Origin of the sequence: Pseudoalteromonas sp. SWXJ133, assembly GCF_015864365.1 — a bacterium.
GTDB lineage: Bacteria > Pseudomonadota > Gammaproteobacteria > Enterobacterales > Alteromonadaceae > Pseudoalteromonas > Pseudoalteromonas arctica.
In genome coordinates, this window is the sequence record NZ_JADYXJ010000014.1 from 25,513 (window position 1) to 45,574 (window position 20,062).

The window sequence follows — 20,062 nt, forward strand, 5'->3', positions numbered from 1 at the left end:
AACCTCTAATCTATTTGTGTAACAGGAATAGCATCTAGCTGCCATTTCCAGTTTTGTTTAGTTTCGGCTACAGGTAGCATATCAATGCAATCTACAGGGCAAGGCTCAACACATAAATCACAGCCAGTACATTCATCAATTAACACAGTGTGCATTTGACGAGTTGCGCCCAAAATGGCGTCAACCGGGCAGGCTTGAATACATTTGGTACAGCCAATACATTCATCTTCGCGAATATAAGCCACTGTTTTTATAGGTTCTGCTTGCTCGCCACCGGCAAGTGGTTTTTCATCAACACCCATTAAGCCGGCAAGCTTTTTCATGGTTGATTCGCCGCCCGGTGGGCATTTATTTATTTCATCGCCATTGGCTATGGCTTCGGCGTAAGGGCGACAACCCGGGTAGCCACACTGTCCGCATTGAGTTTGCGGCAAAATAGTATCAATTTGCTCAACAATAGGGTTACCTTCAACGCGAAAGCGAATTGCTGCAAACCCTAAAATAAGTCCAAAAATGAGTGCTAGCGAACCAATCGCTATCAAGGCATAAAACAAGGTCATATTAAAACTTCACTAATCCAGTAAAACCCATAAACGCCATCGACATTAAGCCTGCAGTGATCATTGCAATAGAGGCGCCTTTAAAAGGCGTAGGAACGTCAGCAGCTGCTAAACGTTCTCGTAGTGCTGCAAACAATACAAGCACTAAAGAAAACCCAACCGCAGCACCAAAACCATACACCGCAGATTGTAAAAACGAATGATCTTCTTTGATATTTAATAAAGCCACGCCTAATACCGCACAGTTAGTGGTGATCAGCGGTAAAAATATGCCTAATAAACGATATAGAGTAGGGCTTGTTTTACGCACAACCATTTCGGTAAATTGCACTACAACGGCAATCACTAAAATAAAGCTCATGGTGCGTAAAAAGGCGATATCCAGAGGGATTAAAATATACTGATTAACTAAATAGCTAGTTACAGAGGCAAGGGTAAGCACAAACGTGGTTGCCAAAGACATACCAATCGCCGTATCAAGCTTACCTGATACGCCCATAAACGGACATAAGCCTAAAAATTGTACTAATACAAAGTTATTAACCAGAACTGTTCCGATCAATAACAAGACATATTCTGTCATGTGTGCCTCACGCTATTAAAGTCCTGCGTATTATCCTTTTTTCTGCCCCGATAAACAACATTTGCGAGTCGTTATCAGTTAAATAAACGCAAGGACAAACATATTGATCACAAGGCTGTAAAATTAATGTGATTTTGATGTAAGGAATTAGTCAAATAGCAGAAACAAAAAAAAGAGCAACGAATGCTCTTTTTTGTATTAATTGAAAACTAGTTAAATGTCTTTAGGTTTTTCTATGTAATAACCTTGAACGCCATCTAAACACAACGTTTCTATAATGTGTTTTTCTTCTTGGCTCTCAACACCTTCAGCAAATACGCTAACACCGATGCGGTGGGCTAAATCGACCATTAAGCGCATAAAGTACTGATTGTTTTTATCGTCTTCTAGGCCGCGAGTGTAACTTGCATCCATTTTAATAAAATCAGGTTTTAAATCGCGGAAAAACTTAAATGAGGTTAAACCAACACCAAAACGTTCAACTGTTACGCGGGCACCTACGCGGTGCACCATATCAATAAAGCGCTTACTGGCTTTAATATTTTGTTGTAAGCCAAATTCGCTTACTTCAAATACTAGTTTAGATGCAATATGCGTATCTTTTAATAATCGACGTTCTAACCAAATAACAAACTGGTCATTGTGCGCGCTTGAGGCAGTTACGTTTAAGCCAAAAAACTTTTCAGACAAGTTACGGCTTTTAATTTTTTCTAGAGAAGAGTCGATTATCAGGCGATCAATTTCTATTGCCATACCAAGCTTTTCGGCCATCGCTAGAAAGGAAGCTGTAGGCAGCACTTGATTGTCTTCTGTTTTAAATCGAACCTGTATTTCAGCGTAGGCTTTTATACTTTTACCAAGTGGCATAATGTTTTGCACTACCAAGTGTACACGCTTAGCTTCAATTACCTCGCTAATGACCTTACGCCAGTTTTGATTACCAAAACCAGCGCTCATATTATTAGCTAAATCGGTCTCGCGTTGTACGTGCCAAGCGTTTACTTGTTTTGATTGCGCCATGCTCATCGCATTATCAACAACAGAAAGCAGTTCACCTAAAGGCTTACCTTTTTCGTAACCTACAATACCCGTATTAGCCACTGAGCTTAGCTCTTGATTTTGCTGATACTGGGTAAAACGTGATTGTAAGTTTTCACCAAAGCGTTCTGCTTCTTTTAAAGGGATATGGGGTAGTACCACAGCAAAGTCAGAACTGTTCAACCGAAATACTTGACTGTTAGTGTAAGTGCCACATATATGTTTAATAATATCGGCAACACCTTTTATATATTCGTCACCTTTTTGATAACCACGGCTTTGGTTTATAGCTTGTAACTCGCTACAACGAACCATAGCTAAAGAACCAAATGTGCTTTGCTGACTGTTTTCAACGTGTTTTTCGTAATACTCAACAAACATATTACGATTACCAAGTGAAGTAATTACATCTTTGTACGCTTCATGTTTAATACTCATTGCTGCGTTTTGTAAATCTTCGTTTTTGTTTTTCAAAAAGTGAGATAAACGATTAAAGCTAGGTACTAAATCTTTCCCCATTTTTTTCAATCGAGTGCCATCTAATACTGTTTCTAAATCATTATCAACATGGTTTTGATTGATATAAATATCGATAATGTCAGCAACCGTTGTGCTTATATTTTTATTTAAATGGTAAAAAATAGATTTCATTAAAATTATTGGAATAATAACTAAAATGGCAGAAATAAAAATAACAATAAAAAGAGATGTTTGGAGTTGCGTAGCTAAATGTTCAATATTAAGCACAAATTCGACTTTTATATCTCTAGCGCTGTTTACTGCAAACTGAGGGCGTGCTGAGTTAAAACTCGATAGTACAAAGTCAGCAAACATTGGTAATTGAGTAGGGGGGTTAATGCTAAATACCTCAGCACCTTGGTAATCTCTTAGAGTAAAGCTTGAAAACGTTTTACCATCTGCAATTGATTGTTTTAAGTTTTGAGCAGAGATTTCGTTTAAAGAAAGGTCATTAACATATTTAGTAACAGTAGCTTGTGCATTTTTTTGAGCATCGCTTACCGCAGTATCAAAGCTTATAGATATGAGGTAGCTTCCTGCTGCAACACACAATAACCATGATATTATTTGTATAAAAATAAGTTTTTTAAATCCAGCCATTATTTCGGTCTTTTATAATTCAAAAGGGAAGGAATGAAGTCCTTGATTAATAAACTAAGTACAACGCATTAAATAAAAATCTAATGCTTTAGTTATATACGAAAGGGTAGTGGAATTAGTATGAGATGTCTATGGAATTCTTAGAATTGGCTCCCCCTCCCCGACTCGAACGGGGGACCTGCGGATTAACAGTCCGTCGCTCTAACCAACTGAGCTAAGGGGGAACTAAAGTAGTGATATTATTATGATGATTTGGCTCCCCCTCCCCGACTCGAACGGGGGACCTGCGGATTAACAGTCCGTCGCTCTAACCAACTGAGCTAAGGGGGAACTACATCATAAACATAAACTTGGCTCCCCCTCCCCGACTCGAACGGGGGACCTGCGGATTAACAGTCCGTCGCTCTAACCAACTGAGCTAAGGGGGAATCGTTTATGGTTGAAAAACTTGGCTCCCCCTCCCCGACTCGAACGGGGGACCTGCGGATTAACAGTCCGTCGCTCTAACCAACTGAGCTAAGGGGGAAGCGTCTTGCCTTTCAACGGGGCGAAATATTAATGACCGAGCCGCTAAGTGTCAACATATAAAAGTCATAAATTGAAAAAAGAGGTTTATTCGTTGTTTTTGTGTTCGATCTGCGTGTTTTATAGCTCTATTAAAGTTATTTTTTTGGGAATTTAAGAATAACAACACAACTTTTATTATTGCTGAACCATCAAATTGGTTAAATTAAACACGGTATTAAAGTCGCTTGTTATTAAAAGACAACTCAAAAACATAAAAACTCATTTTTTACTTAGCGATATTTTTCGTATTTAATTCGTTTTTTGTTTTAATTTTCTAGAAATATGCCTATGCGTATATTCACAGAAAAATTTTTTGATCTAAATTGTGATCTAATTACTATGTATAAAATAGGTATTTGTTTTATCCGTTCAAAAATAGAGCAATCAATAACTTAACTTTGTATTAAACGTTTTTTTATACCTAACGTACAACTATGTTAAGAAGAAAAATTGGTGAGCTACAGTTTTTAGCGTGAGTTTATAAAAATGCCACAATTAACAAATGGTCAATTGGTTGGATATCATCGAAAATGGAGGCTCTCTCAAAGCCTTTATAAATGCGGGTTTGAATGAGTTATCCACGGTTTCTGTGGATAACTCTGTTTATGAAACTTTAAGAACATCATCGGCACCAATGGTTTAGGGTGCTACAACGATTTCAAGCTTTTAAATCACTATTTTTAATTCATTGTAAAACAGCAAGTTAGCTTTTGATGGCTAAAAGATGTAACTCGATGAACGAATTTTTTCGTAACGATAAACCAAGCAGTACCTTTGTGTAAAAAAGCATCATATATCACTGGGTGTTTGTAATAAAAGTTATAAAAATGTGTTTTAATTGGTTTTTGGTGTGTTTAGGCTCTATTTTAACAAAAAGATGCAAAAACTAAGTTTTACTATTTTTTCGAATCTTTACTTCTTTAATTACTTCAATTGTAGTGATAAATCCGTGGCTTGAACTGCCTTGATGCTTTAAAATGATTCGTTCAGTAAAAGAGGCCTATTTATTTCATGCGCGCAATTTCAAAATCCCAGACTAGCCCAGATTTACTAAACGATCCCATCTTGCCCACATTAAAGACGATGACCATCCCGATGATATTCGGCATGATCACGCTAATGATGTTCAATATTGTCGATACATTCTTTATAAGTTTACTAGGCACTGAGCCGCTTGCAGCGGTGAGCTTTACATTTCCGGTTACCTTTACCGTTATTAGCTTAGCAATAGGGCTGGGGATCGGTACATCGGCGGTAATAGCAAAAGCGCTCGGTAGTAATAAAATAGATGAAGCGCGTTTTGACGCCAGTATTTCTTTAATGGTTGGTGTGGTTCTGGTTATTGTGTTGTCATCTGTTGGGTATTTACTGATTGACCCCATATTTACTTTGCTAGGAGCGGGCGCACAAGTATTGCCGTTAATACACGAATACATGAATATATGGTTTATCGGTAGTGTATTTTTAATAACTCCAATGATTGGTAACTCGGTACTGCGGGCCAGTGGCGATACAAAAACGCCAAGTATAGTAATGGGTGGAGCAGGGCTGATAAACGCCGTACTCGACCCTATACTGATATTTGGTTTTGGGCCAGTACCAGCGTTAGGTATTCAAGGCGCGGCTATAGCAAGCGTTATTGCATGGTCGGTTGCTGTGGTTATTATTTTATATATATTAGCGGTTAAAAAACGCTTGTTGAGCCTAAAAGCAGGCAAGCAAACAGTGACTGGCGCTATTCGTAAAATATTAAAAATTGGTTTGCCTGCTGCCGGCGCAAACATGCTTACACCGGTTGCAATGGCCGTAATGACCGCTATGGTTGCGCATCACGGGCCAGAGGCCGTAGCTGCATTTGGAGTGGGAAGTCGAATAGAATCTATTGCAAGTATATTAGTGCTTGCACTATCGATGACATTACCGCCATTTGTTAGCCAAAACTTTGGCGCTGGCAAATTATGCCGCGTTAAAGAAGCGTATACCGGCACACTAAAGTTTGTAATGGTATGGCAATTTGCCATTTACGTATTACTCATTGCATTTTCAGGTGTTATAAGCCAATTATTTGGTAAAGAACAAGCCGTAATAGATGTAATTAAACTCTTTATTTATACCATCCCGCTAAGCTATGGCTTACAAGGGGTGATCATATTATCAAATTCATCGTTTAATGCTTTACACAAACCAATGTATGCATTGGTATTAAGTGTCATTCGGTTATTCATATTTTATGTACCATTTGCTTATGTAGGCAACGAAATAGCCGGATTATTAGGGCTATTTATTGGCGCTGCTTTAGGTAACTTATTTACAGCAATAGTGGCATACAAATGGTTTATGAAAAAACTAGAAGCGCTGAGCGGCGAATCGTTACAGGAGTGCAATAATTGAGCGACCATTTTCAGTTAAAATCACATTTTAAACCAGCAGGCGATCAGCCCACAGCGATTAAGCAGCTATGCGAAGGATTAGAAGCAGGCCTTGCACACCAAACTTTATTAGGTGCCACCGGTACAGGTAAAACCTTTACCATGGCTAATATTATTAACGATTTAAACCGTCCGACAATAATAATGGCGCACAATAAAACGCTTGCCGCGCAGCTATACGGAGAAATGAAAGAGTTTTTCCCTAAAAATGCGGTTGAGTATTTTGTATCGTATTACGATTACTACCAGCCAGAAGCCTATGTTGTATCTAGCGACACATTTATTGAAAAAGATGCCTCGATAAACGAGCATATAGAACAAATGCGTTTAAGTGCGACCAAAGCACTGCTCGAGCGCCGCGACACCATTATTGTGGCGTCGGTATCGGCTATTTATGGTTTGGGCGACCCTAAATCGTACATGAAAATGATGCTACTTTTAAAAGTGGGCGAAAAAGTAGACCAACGCGACATGTTACGTCGCCTTGCCGAAATACAATACACCCGCAACGATATAGATTTTAGCCGTGGTACATATCGTGTACGTGGTGAAGTGGTTGATATATTCCCTGCAGAATCTAGCACTTTCGCAATTCGCGTAGAAATGTTTGATGACGAAATAGAGCGCTTAAGTATTTTTGACCCGCTTACTGGCGCCGTCGAGAAGCATATAATACGCACCACTATTTATCCAAAAACACACTACGTTACCCCGCGTGAAAAAATACTCGGTGCTATCGATAAAATACAAGAAGAACTAAAAGATCGAAGAGCCCAGTTACTCAGTGCTAATAAATTAGTAGAAGAGCAACGCGTAACACAGCGTACGCAATACGATATAGAAATGATGCGAGAGCTAGGTTATTGCTCTGGTATAGAAAACTACAGCCGCTATTTATCGGGCCGTACGCCGGGCGATCCGCCGCCTACGTTACTTGATTATCTCCCAGACGACGCATTGATGATTATTGATGAATCGCACGTAACCGTATCGCAAATTGGCGCAATGTATAAAGGCGACAGAAGCCGAAAAGAAAACTTAGTTGAATATGGCTTCAGAATGCCCTCAGCAATGGACAACAGGCCGCTGCGCTTTGAAGAATTTGAAGCTATTTCACCACAAACAATTTATGTATCGGCAACGCCAGGCGACTTTGAGTTAGACCGTTGTGTGGGCGCAATCGCAGAGCAAGTAATTCGCCCAACTGGGCTGCTCGATCCACTTATTGAAGTGCGCCCAGTGGGCGATCAGGTAGACGACCTCCTATCAGAAATTTATAAAAGTGTAGAGAAGGGCGAACGCGTACTTGTAACCACTTTGACCAAACGTATGTCGGAGGATTTAACCGATTACTTAAGTGAGCACGACGTAAAAGTGCGTTACCTACATTCAGACATAGACACGGTTGAGCGCGTTGAAATTATTCGTGATTTACGTGCGGGCGTGTTTGATGTGTTAGTGGGTATTAACTTACTTCGAGAAGGCCTAGATATGCCAGAAGTGGCGCTAGTAGCCATACTTGATGCCGATAAAGAAGGTTTTTTACGCTCAGCGCGTTCAATTATTCAAACCATTGGTCGTGCTGCACGTCACTTAGATGGTCGCGCTATTTTATATGGCGACAGAATCACAAAATCGATGGCTAAGGCCATGGACGAAACAGCGCGCAGACGCGAAATTCAGCATGCTTATAATATTGAACACGGTATTGAACCGCATTCACTAGCCAAAAAGATTCTTGATGCGATGGATGTAGGCGAAGAAGCCGGCCCTAAAGATAACCTTAGACTTGTTCGTAAAGATTCTAAAAAGGTACTTAGTGCGAAAGAAATTACAGTGCAAATTAAGCAGCTTGAAACCAAAATGCATGCATACGCAAGCGATCTAGAATTTGAAAAAGCGGGCTCTGTTCGCGATGAAATACATGAACTACAACAACAGTTGATTAATTAAAAATGACAGCAAACTTTACTCCTCTTATTACTGCGCTTGAAGATGCGCCAATTTTAAAAAATGAACTGTGCCGTGTTTTTCATGGCCGTGGCCATAGTGTTGAGGCGTTAAGTCATATTAATTTAGACTTTTATCCGCCAAGTTTGTTTTTGGTTTCGTACGACGAAATTGACGAGCAAACACTAAGCGAGCTTACCGATGTTGTGTGGCAGTGGGCACAAAAAAACCAGCCAGAGCTTATTACGTCACTTGTGTATCAGCAACGCGCTGGCGTACAAAGCCAAAACACCGTGGTTTATGGGCAATTACCTAATCCGCATGTTGTAACCGAAAACGGCATTCGTTTTTTGGTTGATTTACAGAGCCGTCAAAATACTGGAATATTTCCCGATATGCGCAGCGGCCGTGAGTTTGTAATGGCTAATAGTAAGCATGGCAAAGTGCTTAACTTATTTTCGTATACATGTGGGTTTTCGCTTGCAGCCATGCAAGGCGGGGCAGATCATGTAATGAATATGGATATGAGCAAAGGTGTTCTTAAAGTCGGTAAGCAAAACCATCAACTAAACGGTTTTGAGCGCGGCGTAAGTTTTTTACCTCACGATATTTTAAAGTCGTTTGGAAAACTAAAAAAAGCAGCCCCGTTTGACTTAATAATAGTTGATCCGCCAAGCTTTCAAAAAGGCAGCTTTATTTTAACTAAAGACTATCAAAAAGTGCTGCGCAGGTTGCCAGAGCTACTTTGCGATACCACACAATTGTTATTGTGTGCTAATAGCCCAGAGCTTAGCGAAGATGCGTTTAAAGCGTTAATAAACGAGCACACCCAAGGCGCAATTGAATTTGTTGAGCGCCTAGCCCCTACCGAGCGTTTTATTGAAGTAGACAGCGACAGAAGCTTAAAAGCACTTATCTACAAAACGTCACAATCTGCTGATTAAATGAAGCTCAGCAAACGCCTAACTGCCATTGATACATTAATTTCGCAGCATCACGATATTATTTGGGATTGCTGCTGCGACCATGGTTATTTAGGCATGGCGCTATTAAAACGCGCAGCTGCAAACCAGGTTATTTTTGTAGATATAGTCGCCACTTTAATGAACGACCTAGAAACGCAATTATCATCTATTAATAAATTACAAAAAACCTGTAATAAAAATCCGCAGTGGCAGGTCTTATGTCAGGATGTAGGCAAAATTGAAGTTACTCAAAGTAAAAGCCAAGTAGTTGTAATCGCAGGTGTTGGCGGTGAGCTGTTGTTAAGTTTAATACAACAAATCACTGCTAATAACGTAAGTGAGCATTTAAATAATGTTCGGTTTATTTTGTGCCCCGTGCATCACACTTATAAGTTGCGAGTCGGTTTAAAGCAATTAGGTTTAGGACTTGTAAGTGAGCAAATAGTTTACGACAACAAACGTTTTTATGAAGTGATTGAAGTGAGCTTTAGTAGCAATAATGAGATTAGTCATACCGGCAATAAAATGTGGGACTTTGCTAGTGCAGAACACGCTATGTACCAGCGGCAACTCATAAATCATTATAATAAAATGTTCAATAAAGATAAGCCATACTATCAAAAAGTTATAACAGACTATCAAGAACTCACCGATAGTTAAAAAAGCCCGAAAGTAGGGCGTACATGTGATCTAATTACGACATTGACGACGTAATGTGTTCATAGTTTATATCGCACAACGCGAGTTTATTTGGTTTATTTATGTCAGATAACAAGAGTCACATTAATCATTTGCTTAGCAATGAGCAAAAATGGCAACACAGTTACGAGCAACCTATTTCTTACGCACCCCTTGTGCAATTGGCTAATAGTAGCTGGGTGGTGCCACAACATTTTTTACGTTACAAGCACACGCTTGAAAGCGTAAACGAAGTGCTTGAGAGTATAGAGTTTTCGGCTCACTTTAGAGTGCTTGCTGCACAAAAAGGTGAAGAAATTTACCTGCAAGTAGCAGTGCTGAGCCCAGATAACTACCAAAAAAGCGCATCTGCAAATGAAGGCAAAGCTAAAAAGCTATTATTTGGCAGACGCTGGATAGTAGAGGAAAACTTACCTACTTCAGAGCTTATTCAAACTGCATTTTTAGCGTTAAAAGTAGCGCGTGAACATGAAGTAAGAGAGCTTTTTCAGTTAATGCAAAGCGGCGCAACAAGTACGCCATTTAATAACCATCACGACTTACCGGTAATGGCGCAAAACCCTGAGCTTGTTAAAAGTGAAAGTGCTGAAAGCCGTGTTGATGAAGTGCTTAAACGTATTGTATTTGCAGGAAAAAGTATTGAGCTTAAGAGCCAGCAGCAAATAGCCGAGCAACATTTATATACTGTTGAGCTGTTGTGTGAAGATTGCCAACTTAGCGAGTTTAATAAAAAAACAATCGCGTTTTTAACAGCAGATCCATCCGCTAATAGCTTTTTACACGCCTTAATTACAGCATTAGTAGCCACAAGTAATGACTACGTAAACGAGCAATTTAAGTACAAAGGTTTTGCGCGCTTTAGTAAGCACGTTGTGGTTGAACAAATAGGTAACTTAAGTATCGCTATGCGCTCGCCAAGTACCGTAGGGCTTTGCTCTATGGGTAAGCAACATGCTAACCAGTTAAACTTTGAGATAGACAGCGGGCGAGCACCACAGGGCTGCGGGCAAGCTATTGGTGGTTTTTTAGCTGCACATGGTATTGAGCAGCCAGAAAACGCGCATTTATATCCAAATTATTTATAACAATTTAAAGCTTATTAATTTCATCTTTAACACTAAAGCTTGAATCAGTAACAATAGCCTCAAGTGTTTGTACACGCTCTTTTAATGCAAGCACTTGTGCATTTGTTTCAGCTAATTGTTTATGGGCATCGCTGTTGTTGTTTTGCATTTTATGCTTAAACTCAAGATGCTTTTTATACATATCGTAAACCACTCCTGAGCCAACCGAAATTAGCACAATAAGTACAATCATCGTAGTTCCAGACATAATCTCATTCCTTATCATTTTATTATTCGTTTATGGACAAAGTATAACCTTTAAGCGCTTTTGATAAAGCTGACAATTGTAACTTAATTTGTATACTTTACTTAAGCTCAGCTTTGAGCGTGTTCATCATTTATACACTTTAGATATTGTTTAATAACGTCAGTGTCTCCATATAATAAACATACTTTAGCCAATACAGTGAGTTGCCATGTTAAATAATAAAATACCTCCCGTTATTGTTGTGCTGTTTTTTGCAGGCATAATGGCGCTTATTGCGCATTACAGTGTTATTGATTTCACCGCATTTATTACCTACTTAGCAACAAGTTTGGTCATTATAGGCTGTGTTTTTTGTATTGCAGGGGTGGTGAGTTTTAAAATAGCAAACACCACTGTAAACCCTAATAAACCTGAGCAAGCGTCAAAACTTATTACTAGCGGTATTTATCGGATTTCGCGTAACCCAATGTACGTAGGTTTTGCATTTATTTTAGCAGGGTGGGGTATTTGGTTAAGTTCCTTGTGGGCACTTTTATGTATTATAGGGTTTATTGCGTATTTAACGTTTTTTCAAATAATACCCGAGGAGCGTGCGCTCACTAAATTATTTGGCGAAGAGTTTACCGCTTACAAAGCGCGCGTAAAACGCTGGTTGTAATTTATATCAACTCGTTAAAATTAAACAAAAAAGGCTATCGATGATAGCCTTTTTTGTTTACAGCAATTGTACTACTAATTAATTGGTGCTTATTCGTATTCTAACGGGTCTGTAATGTTATTTAGTGCAAATGCTTCAAGACGTTCTTGGCACGCGCCACATTTACCACAGGCCTTTTCACGGCCGTTATAACAAGTCCACGTTTGGCTGTAATCTAAACCCATTTCAATACCGTCGGTTAAAATACCAATTTTAGTATTGTTTAAGTATGGGCTAAAAATTTCTACAGCGTCGTAATTTGCAATACGACACACATCATCCATTTTTTGCACAAATTCAGGACGGCAGTCAGGGTAAATAGCATGATCCCCAGAGTGAGCGCCGTAATAAACTTGGCCAGCTTTAAGTGATACCGCGTAACCAACAGCAAGCGAAAGCAAAATCATATTACGATTAGGTACAATCGTACTTTTCATGCTTTCTTCTTCGTAATGGCCTTCAGGCACATCAATGTCATCAGTAAGTGATGAGCCACCAATAAGTTGGTTAATCGCCGAAATATCAACAATTTTGTGTGGAACGTTTAATTTTTCACACACACTTGCCGCCACTTTAAGCTCTTTTACATGACGCTGACCATAGTCAAATGATAGGGCATATACATCATGGCCTTGTTGCAGGGCTTTATTTAATACGGTAAATGAGTCCATACCGCCGGAATAAATAACAACTACTTTTTGCGTCATATCTGTTTTGCTCTTAGTTTTAATAGAGGTTTATATCAGGGCGCGATATACTACACGGCCGCAGCTTAAATAACAATTTTTGCACAGCGCTTTTTGGTTTTTTAATAGTAGCAATTTGGCTGCTAGGTAGTAAGTGAGATCTCTTTTGTACAAAATTAATGAAGTGTTTGAAACCATTCAAGGTGAAGCTAGCTTTACTGGCACACCCTCAATATTTTTACGTCTGCAAGGTTGCCCTGTAGGCTGCTCTTGGTGCGACACCAAGCAAACGTGGGATGTTGATAATGTATATAAAGTATCACTGGACGAAACCGTAGAAAAAAAGGCCGACTCAGATCATTGGGCTAACGCCAGTGCAGAGCAAATTTTAGCGTTATTTCAATCACGTGGTTATACCGCAAAGCACGTAGTAATTACCGGCGGCGAGCCATGTATGTTCGACTTAAATCCAGTATGTAACTTATTACACGAACACGGCTTTAGTACACAAATAGAAACCAGCGGCACGTTTGAAATACTCGCCCCAGAGCAAACATGGGTAACGGTATCGCCAAAAATCAATATGCGCGGTGGTTATGAAGTACTTACCAGCACTATGAAGCGTGCAAACGAGATAAAACACCCCGTTGCCATGCAAAAGCATGTAGAAGAGCTTGAAGAGTTATTTGCTAAAACAGGCGTTAATCCTAAGCTTGTTTATTTGCAGCCAATTAGCCAAAAAGTATCAGCAACCAAATTAGCAATCGACACTTGCATTGCCAAAAACTGGCGCCTATCAATACAAGTACATAAGTATTTAGGAATTAGTTAAAGCCAGCTTAAAGTTATAGTACGTAGGTTGGGTAGAGCGTAGCGAAACCCAACGAACCTCCAATTCCACACCGTTTTACAACAACGCTCTATAATATTTAAATACGTAGGTCGGATAAGCGAAGCGCCATCCGACAACCCTGTACTTTATAGCCTGAACTTTATAACCTAAGATTACATCTACCCTAAAGCTCATATCTTCTTCGTTAATTGTGCTAATTAGTTTACTATGCGCGACTTAAAAATATTCTACTACTTACCACTAGGCTTATATGTCCGCAAATGCACTCTACACCGACCTTTATGATTACTACGACTTAATGTGCGCAGATATAGATTATCAAGCCCAAAGCAATTCTATTCACAGGCTGCACCAAATTTTTGGTAATGGCGCAAATACCCATCTCGATTTAGCATGTGGCACCGGCCCGCATGTACGCCACTTTATTGACTACGGCTATAAAAGTAGTGGGCTTGATTTAAACCAGCCAATGCTCGATAAAGCACAAATTCGTTGCCCAGAAGCGCAATTTTCATTGCAAAATATGAGTGAATTTAAGGTAACTGAGCACGTGGATTTAATTACCTGCTTTTTGTATTCAATCCATTACTGCGACGGTATTAATAAGTTAAAAGAGTGCCTTGCTAGCGTACACAATGCATTAAACGTGGGTGGAATATTTTGTTTTAACACGGTTGATAAAAACAAAATCGACAGCGATTCATTTGTAGAGCACACAGCAACAAGCGAAAATAGCTTCTTCACATTTCGCTCTGGCTGGCATTACAGTGGCAGCGGCAGTAAACAGTTATTAAAACTCAGCATAGAAAAAACCACCGCAGATAAAACACTCGTATGGCACGACGAGCACCCAATGGTTGCTTTTAGTTATACCGAGCTGAAAGAAGCCTTAAAGCCGTACTTCGAAATCCACATATTTGAACATGACTACGACAAAATAACCCCATGGGCAGAGCGCTCAGGCAACGCCATTTTTGTCTGCGTAAAAATTTAAGGCAAACATTCATCAAGAAGAGATAAAAGTTTGGGTAGAGCGTAGCGAAACCCAACGAACCTCCAATATCCACGCCCCTAATAACCCCGCATTATATATTTGAAAACGTAGGTCGGATAAGCGAAGCGCCATCCGACACAGTAAATTTTATCCCAAAGTAATAACCTTTAGCCCAATTATTTTATTAATAACTTCTTCTATCTATTGTGGTTGAGATTTACTTGAGCGAATATCTAGAGACTCAACTAAATTGAGTAGTGAGATCTTTTAAAGTGAATACCAGTATAAAATTACAAAATATTGATATATTTATTAGAAAATGATTATTTATTGTATTTAAGGCTAAGGAAAGCAAATGAAAACCCTATCTATAAATCTCGAAAATTGTTACGGAATAGAGCAACTAAACGAAACACTTAGCTTTGAAGGTGTAAATGCGAATCTGATATATGCACCAAATGGAGTGATGAAAACCTCATTAGCAAAAACTTTTTTAAAAATATCGGAAGGAAAAGTACCAGAAGAATTAGTTTATGAAAAAACTCCTTTCTTCGAGATAAAATCAGATGGTACGAATATTAATGCTGAAAATATATTGGTAGTTGAGCCATTTAGCCCTAGTTTTGATTCGAAAAATTTATCAACCTTATTAGTGAACCAAGAAATGAAAACGGTTTATGATAAAGTCTATAAAGATATATTAGATGCGAAAAAAAGGTTAATTACTGAATTAAATAAAGTATCAAAAGTAAAAAAAGAAGAATTAGAAAGTACAATAAAAAGCGACCTAGGTCTCCCCGACCTATTTGAATCTATAAGGTTTCTCCAATTAGCTAATATAGGAAATGACTCGTACTCGAAACTGCCATATACAAAGATATTTGACCCAAAAGTTACAGAATTATTGTCAGATGAGACTATTAAATCAGGTATTGCTGATTATACAGACAGATATAACGACTTGATCGAAAGATCACCTATATTTAAGAAAAATGGTTTTAATCCAGTTAAAGCTAGCACCATAATTAGTTCATTGAAAAAAGAAAAATTCTTTGAAGCTGAACACAAAGTGTTGCTTAATGGAAATGGGGAGCCTCTAAATTCTCTTGCAGAATTAGAGGTAGCAATCGAACATGAAAAAGAAACTATTTTAGGTGATGGTAATTTAAAAGTTATATCACAAAAAATTATTCAAGGTGTTGCTCCTGTAAAGGCATTTCAAGAATTACTAGAAGATTGCCCTGAGATTTCAACTGAATTAAATGATATTCAAAATTTCAAAAAAATAATTTGGTGTTCATACTATATTGAAAAAAAAGTACTTTTCGATAATTTATTAGCCTTATTTGATGCAGGTAAATCAGAGTTGGCGGCAATAGAGGCTGAAGCTGAAACTGAGAAAACTCTTTGGCACGAGGCTACAGAGGTATTTAAAGAAAGGTTTCATGTTAACTTTTCAATAAGTATTGAAAACCAATCTAATGCCATACTTGGAACTATTGCACCAAATATAGTATTCACTTTTCAAAAAGGTAGTGATCAGCCAGTTAAATTTGATCGAGGGCAGCTCAATTCACTAAATTTTTTATCTGTAGGTGAGCGACGAGCAATGTATTTGCTTTACGTTATATTTGAATTCAAAGCTAGGGAAGCTAAAGAGCAAAATACTTTAATTATAATAGATGATATTGCAGATTCCTTTGATTATAAAAATAAATACGCAATCATCGAATATCTAAAAGAACTATCTGAAAATAGCCTTTTTAATCTATTAGTATTAACACATAATTTTGATTTTTATAGAACATTCCAAAGTAGAGTCTTAGGTAATGGGAGTAAAAGAAAGCATTCTTTTATAGCTCAAAAAAATGATAATACAGTCAATTTAATAGGTGGCGGTGATAATTTTATTACCGAACCATTTGATTACTGGAAAAAGCATTTTGGCGAAATACCTCAAATTATTATTGCAATGATTCCTTTTGTTCGTAATTTGGTCGAATATAGAAGCGGAAATAAATGCAACGATTATTTAGATTTGACGTCTTTACTTCATATAAAATCTAATACAAAAGAATTTAAGCTTGGCGACCTAGAAGTCATGATATCCAATACAATGAATGAGCTACAGCTTTCAGAGAATATAGATAAAGCGATGCCTGTTATTGACTTTATTTATACAACTGCTGATAGAGTTGTTCAAACTCTAATCGATAGTGTGGATGAAATTCGATTAGAAAACAAAGTTGCCTTATCAATAGCTATAAGATTAAAAGCTGAAGAATTTATGTTAGATCACATTATTGATACTACGCCAATTAACGGTATGCAAACAGCTAAACTATATGATCGTTTATCGAAAGAAAATATTGATAAAGGTGAGACTTTTAAAAATATTAGAAAAACGCTTAGCCAAGTTGTACTAATGACTCCAGAAAATATACATATGAATTCTTTTATGTATGAGCCACTAATGGATATGTCCAATCATCACTTGATCTCATTGTATCAAACAATTAAAGAACTTACGTGGGACGGTCTTTAGTTTTAAATTTTAGTCGTTTCAAGCAGCAAGTTAATTTACTGCCTTTATACACTAAAGGTTTAGGCGGTAAATTATTATTTTATATAACCCTGAATACCAGACTCTCCAGTAATAACTCCGTCTATTTAATTACTTTTCTCATCAATTTCTTTCCCGCAATTATAACAATCGTTAGTGGGAAGCTTATAACTAGAAATAGAGCGCATTACTTGGTTTTTATTACAGGCAGGGCAGGCGTAATTAATTACAGAGATTATAAGCGCAATAGCGAAAACGAAACTACCGATATAAAACGGGTTTGAGTAAAATTGCATACTTGGTTCTGAAAAGTTAAAACCAATAATACAGATGATTAATGCAGTTAAATAAAGTTTAAATTTTAGGCTTTTATTCAAGGTTTAAATATCCAATTGGCAAGGTGCTAATAATAAGTGCTTTGGCAGTTTTAACAAATTATTTACTCTATTGCTATTTAAGTTTTATATAGCGCAAATGTATAGGCATAAAAAAAGCGTTGCCCTTGAGCAACGCTTTTCTGTATTTGTCTAATAGCTGGTAGCTAACTTACCAAGCTGCTGGCTTACTCAGCCGTTAGCTTATTCTGCTGCAAGATAATCCAACACGACTTGATGGTGATCTTTAGTCTTAAACTTATCAAATAGGTGTTTAATTTTACCGTCTTGGCCTACTAAAAACGTCAAACGGTGAATACCATCGTACTCTTTTCCCATAAACTTTTTGTAGCCCCATACACCAAATGCTTCTGCAATGGCGTGGTCTTCATCGGCTAATAAATCAAAATTAAGCTCTTTTTTAGTTTCAAAGTTTTTAAGGCGCTTAATTGGATCTGGGCTAATACCTACAACGCGGGTGTTAAATTTAGCAAGCTGTGCTTGTTCATCGCGTAGGTTTTCGGCTTGTACAGTACAGCCCGGCGTTGACGCTTTAGGGTAAAAGTACACAAGCACTTGTTGCTCTTTTAACAGCTCGCTTAATGTTACTGTTTCGTCGTTTTGGTTTTGTAGGCTAAAAGCGGGTGCAGTATCGCCAGCTTGTAATGGACTAATTGTGTTCATGTTTAGCATCCTTAACGAATTCGTTTAAAAATATAATCTACGTTTAGTGTGTGAGAAAGGCTCTCAAAACTAATTTTAAATTGATCTATATCTACATCAACAGGTATGTTGAATTCAAGTTCACAACGCATTTTAATGTTGTCTTCTTGGGAATAAGTGTCTGACTTAAGTGAGCAAATACTAATATTATTGTCGGCAAAAAAGCGCGTTACTTTGCTCAATGTGCCAGGGGTGTCTATGCCTGTGTATTCTAGGGTGTAACCTGCACAAAATTCGCTAGGAGTATGACTCGCTGTGCGCTTCATCATGGTTAGCAGGCCAAGTTCCATGGCTTTAGTGGGCAGTACGTGCTCTATGCGGCTTATTGCCGACATGTCGCCGCTTAGTAGCATTATGAAGGTAAATTCGCAGCCTAAAATAGCAATACGGCTGTCAATAATGTTGCAGTGGCAATCGCTAACCAGTTGGGTTAGTTCACTTACTATACCGGGTCTGTCTTCGCCAATCGCTGTTAAAACAATTTGATGATTTGAAAATGCAGTCATGAGTTCAAATACCTTGTTACTTGGATTATATCAACCGAGTTGGCAACACCAAAAAATACACACGAGAAGTTGCACGGCGGCGAAGTTTAACACAAAAAGGGCTCTAAACTACAGCACACGCTAATTAAGCGCTTTTAAAGTGCGGTGTTTCTTGTTTTTACTGGCACGGGAAAGTACCATAGCTAAAATTTGCTTATTTGCGCTTAGTTTTATTGCTAAGTTGAAGTGCTGAACTTTATTGCATTTAGGCAGCCAAATAATAAATGTAAAGTTAATATTGATTTTACACTGAACCAAATCGGCATTACCCACTCATATATTTGTTAAAACAATTAAAGGGTATGCTAAGGAGAAATATCTGTGCAGTATTGGATCCCAAAAGCACTTGCAGTAAGTGTATTGGTAAGTTTATCAGGGTGTAGTGTATTTATTAATAAGGCACATGACGAGCGTAACTATCGTACGCATGAGCCTGTAAAAGCACCAACGTCGTTATCTCAACCAGCTCAAGACCCAGTTTATAAAATGGATGTAGGTCAATACGACAACAATCCTGAAGCTACAAATTACCGCCCACCGGCACAAGTATTAACAATTGCTAAAGGCAGTTGGGTAGAAGAGACAGATAAACAAGCGCGTATTTATTTTGATAAAAACGATGGCATTGCTGATTTAGATGAATTTCTTTGGGACACGATTCAATCAGTCCTTGCTGATAACAATGCAGCAACCACTAAAGAAGACAAGCTATTAGGTACTATTGAAACTGATTGGTACTCAATTATTAAAACCGAAGAAGGTTTTTGGTGGTGGGGCGATGAAGTTAACGATGACTTAGAAAAATTTAGATTCACTATTGAAGAAAAGTCACATCAGCGTACTGCGTCTTTACGTGTAGAGCTGATAGATTTTAAAGGCGACCATACGCTAACTGATTTGTTAAAGCAGCAGTTAGAAGTACGTGCGCTTAACCAAGTAGTGAGCGAGTTTGATTACCGTTACCGTCAACTTGAAGTTGATATGCGTAAACGCCAAGGTATTATTTCTCTTGAAATGGGCTTTGATAACAAAGGTAATGCAGCACTTGTAACTGAGCAATCTTACGAAGCTGTGTTTGACCGTTTCTCTGGATTTTTAGAGCGCTTGTCGTTCACTATTGTTGAAATTAACCCAGATACGGGCTTAATTACTGCTGATTACACTAAACCAGAAACAAGTGTTTGGGATTCAATTTGGGGTGATGACGTAGCTCAACTACCTATTGATGAAGGCCAATACCAAATTTTAGTAAGTAAAACTAAAGAAGGCGGTACTAGCTTAACGTGGATGGATGACAAAGGCGAAACGCTTGAGCCAGGTACTATGAATGGTTTACAACAAGCATTAGAAGCAGCACTCATTCAGCGCGGCATTAAAATTTAAAT

17 protein-coding genes and 4 tRNA genes are annotated in these 20,062 nt (G+C 38.2%); 10 read left to right on the forward strand and 11 right to left on the reverse strand.

Annotation, left to right across the window (positions count from 1 at the left end; genetic code table 11):
• Positions 1-5: 5 nt before the first annotated feature.
• The 7 genes from rsxB to I6F40_RS11755 all read right to left on the reverse strand — a co-directional run bounded on the left by rsxB (position 6) and on the right by I6F40_RS11755 (position 3,826).
• Positions 6-560, reverse strand: coding sequence for an electron transport complex subunit RsxB (gene rsxB / locus I6F40_RS11725; RefSeq protein ID WP_007585357.1), 555 nt, complete (start codon positions 558-560; stop codon positions 6-8).
• 1 nt (position 561) lies between these two features.
• Positions 562-1,143 (reverse strand): electron transport complex subunit RsxA, encoded by a 582-nt coding sequence (gene rsxA / locus I6F40_RS11730; protein ID WP_008172491.1) that lies wholly within the window; start codon positions 1,141-1,143, stop codon positions 562-564.
• A gap of 213 nt (positions 1,144-1,356) precedes the next feature.
• Positions 1,357-3,300: an EAL domain-containing protein gene (locus I6F40_RS11735; protein ID WP_166379455.1), complete on the reverse strand. Its 1,944-nt coding sequence runs from the start codon at positions 3,298-3,300 to the stop codon at positions 1,357-1,359.
• Positions 3,301-3,447: 147 nt separating this feature from the next.
• A tRNA-Asn gene (locus tag I6F40_RS11740) sits at positions 3,448-3,524 on the reverse strand.
• A 29-nt stretch (positions 3,525-3,553) separates the two neighbouring features.
• Positions 3,554-3,630: transfer RNA gene (locus I6F40_RS11745), tRNA-Asn, on the reverse strand.
• Between the two features lie 21 nt (positions 3,631-3,651).
• Positions 3,652-3,728: transfer RNA gene (locus I6F40_RS11750), tRNA-Asn, on the reverse strand.
• 21 nt (positions 3,729-3,749) lie between these two features.
• A tRNA-Asn gene (locus I6F40_RS11755) sits at positions 3,750-3,826 on the reverse strand.
• Between the two features lie 1,052 nt (positions 3,827-4,878).
• Between I6F40_RS11755 and I6F40_RS11760 the strand changes: the two genes are divergently transcribed.
• From I6F40_RS11760 to I6F40_RS11780, 5 genes are all read left to right on the forward strand, one after another.
• On the forward strand, positions 4,879-6,258 hold the full coding sequence (locus I6F40_RS11760) for an MATE family efflux transporter (RefSeq protein WP_166379657.1): 1,380 nt from the start codon (positions 4,879-4,881) through the stop codon (positions 6,256-6,258).
• Positions 6,255-8,249 (forward strand): excinuclease ABC subunit UvrB, encoded by a 1,995-nt coding sequence (gene uvrB, locus I6F40_RS11765; RefSeq protein ID WP_165740055.1) that lies wholly within the window; start codon positions 6,255-6,257, stop codon positions 8,247-8,249. Before I6F40_RS11760 ends, uvrB begins: the two co-directional genes overlap by 4 nt.
• A 2-nt stretch (positions 8,250-8,251) precedes the next feature.
• A complete protein-coding gene (locus I6F40_RS11770) occupies positions 8,252-9,190 on the forward strand; it encodes a class I SAM-dependent methyltransferase (protein WP_024609318.1) in 939 nt (312 codons plus the stop codon).
• A complete protein-coding gene (locus tag I6F40_RS11775; protein ID WP_166379658.1) occupies positions 9,191-9,871 on the forward strand; it encodes a tRNA (adenine(22)-N(1))-methyltransferase in 681 nt (226 codons plus the stop codon).
• 101 nt (positions 9,872-9,972) lie between these two features.
• A complete protein-coding gene (locus I6F40_RS11780) occupies positions 9,973-10,995 on the forward strand; it encodes a hypothetical protein (RefSeq protein ID WP_101217392.1) in 1,023 nt (340 codons plus the stop codon).
• Between the two features lie 4 nt (positions 10,996-10,999).
• Here the strand turns inward: I6F40_RS11780 and I6F40_RS11785 are convergent, their stop codons facing one another.
• The gene (locus I6F40_RS11785; protein WP_007583900.1) at positions 11,000-11,242 is read right to left on the reverse strand and encodes a hypothetical protein; all 243 of its coding nucleotides are present in this window, start codon (positions 11,240-11,242) and stop codon (positions 11,000-11,002) included.
• A gap of 208 nt (positions 11,243-11,450) precedes the next feature.
• Between I6F40_RS11785 and I6F40_RS11790 the strand changes: the two genes are divergently transcribed.
• Positions 11,451-11,900 (forward strand): methyltransferase family protein, encoded by a 450-nt coding sequence (locus I6F40_RS11790; protein ID WP_166379660.1) that lies wholly within the window; start codon positions 11,451-11,453, stop codon positions 11,898-11,900.
• A gap of 89 nt (positions 11,901-11,989) precedes the next feature.
• Here I6F40_RS11790 and queC read toward each other — a convergent pair whose 3' ends face one another.
• Positions 11,990-12,646 carry a 7-cyano-7-deazaguanine synthase QueC gene (gene queC / locus I6F40_RS11795; protein ID WP_007583902.1) on the reverse strand — a complete coding sequence of 219 codons (657 nt, stop codon included), beginning with the start codon at positions 12,644-12,646 and terminating at the stop codon, positions 11,990-11,992.
• A 145-nt stretch (positions 12,647-12,791) separates the two neighbouring features.
• On the opposite strand from queC, the gene queE reads away from it, so the two are divergent.
• The 3 genes from queE to I6F40_RS11810 all read left to right on the forward strand — a co-directional run bounded on the left by queE (position 12,792) and on the right by I6F40_RS11810 (position 17,017).
• Positions 12,792-13,457: a 7-carboxy-7-deazaguanine synthase QueE gene (gene queE, locus I6F40_RS11800; protein ID WP_002960417.1), complete on the forward strand. Its 666-nt coding sequence runs from the start codon at positions 12,792-12,794 to the stop codon at positions 13,455-13,457.
• Positions 13,458-13,728: 271 nt separating this feature from the next.
• Positions 13,729-14,472, forward strand: coding sequence for a class I SAM-dependent DNA methyltransferase (locus I6F40_RS11805; RefSeq protein WP_197192964.1), 744 nt, complete (start codon positions 13,729-13,731; stop codon positions 14,470-14,472).
• Between the two features lie 355 nt (positions 14,473-14,827).
• Positions 14,828-17,017: an AAA family ATPase gene (locus I6F40_RS11810; protein WP_197192965.1), complete on the forward strand. Its 2,190-nt coding sequence runs from the start codon at positions 14,828-14,830 to the stop codon at positions 17,015-17,017.
• A 596-nt stretch (positions 17,018-17,613) separates the two neighbouring features.
• On the opposite strand, the gene bcp is transcribed toward I6F40_RS11810, so the two are convergent.
• A complete protein-coding gene (gene bcp, locus I6F40_RS11815; RefSeq protein WP_002963124.1) occupies positions 17,614-18,093 on the reverse strand; it encodes a thioredoxin-dependent thiol peroxidase in 480 nt (159 codons plus the stop codon).
• Between the two features lie 11 nt (positions 18,094-18,104).
• Positions 18,105-18,638: a glycine cleavage system protein R gene (locus I6F40_RS11820; RefSeq protein ID WP_007583906.1), complete on the reverse strand. Its 534-nt coding sequence runs from the start codon at positions 18,636-18,638 to the stop codon at positions 18,105-18,107.
• Positions 18,639-18,998: 360 nt separating this feature from the next.
• Here I6F40_RS11820 and bamC point away from each other — a divergent pair, with 360 nt between their 5' ends.
• Entirely contained in the window at positions 18,999-20,060 is a 1,062-nt protein-coding gene (bamC, locus tag I6F40_RS11825) for an outer membrane protein assembly factor BamC (RefSeq protein WP_007583910.1), read from the forward strand.
• Positions 20,061-20,062: the final 2 nt, after the last annotated feature.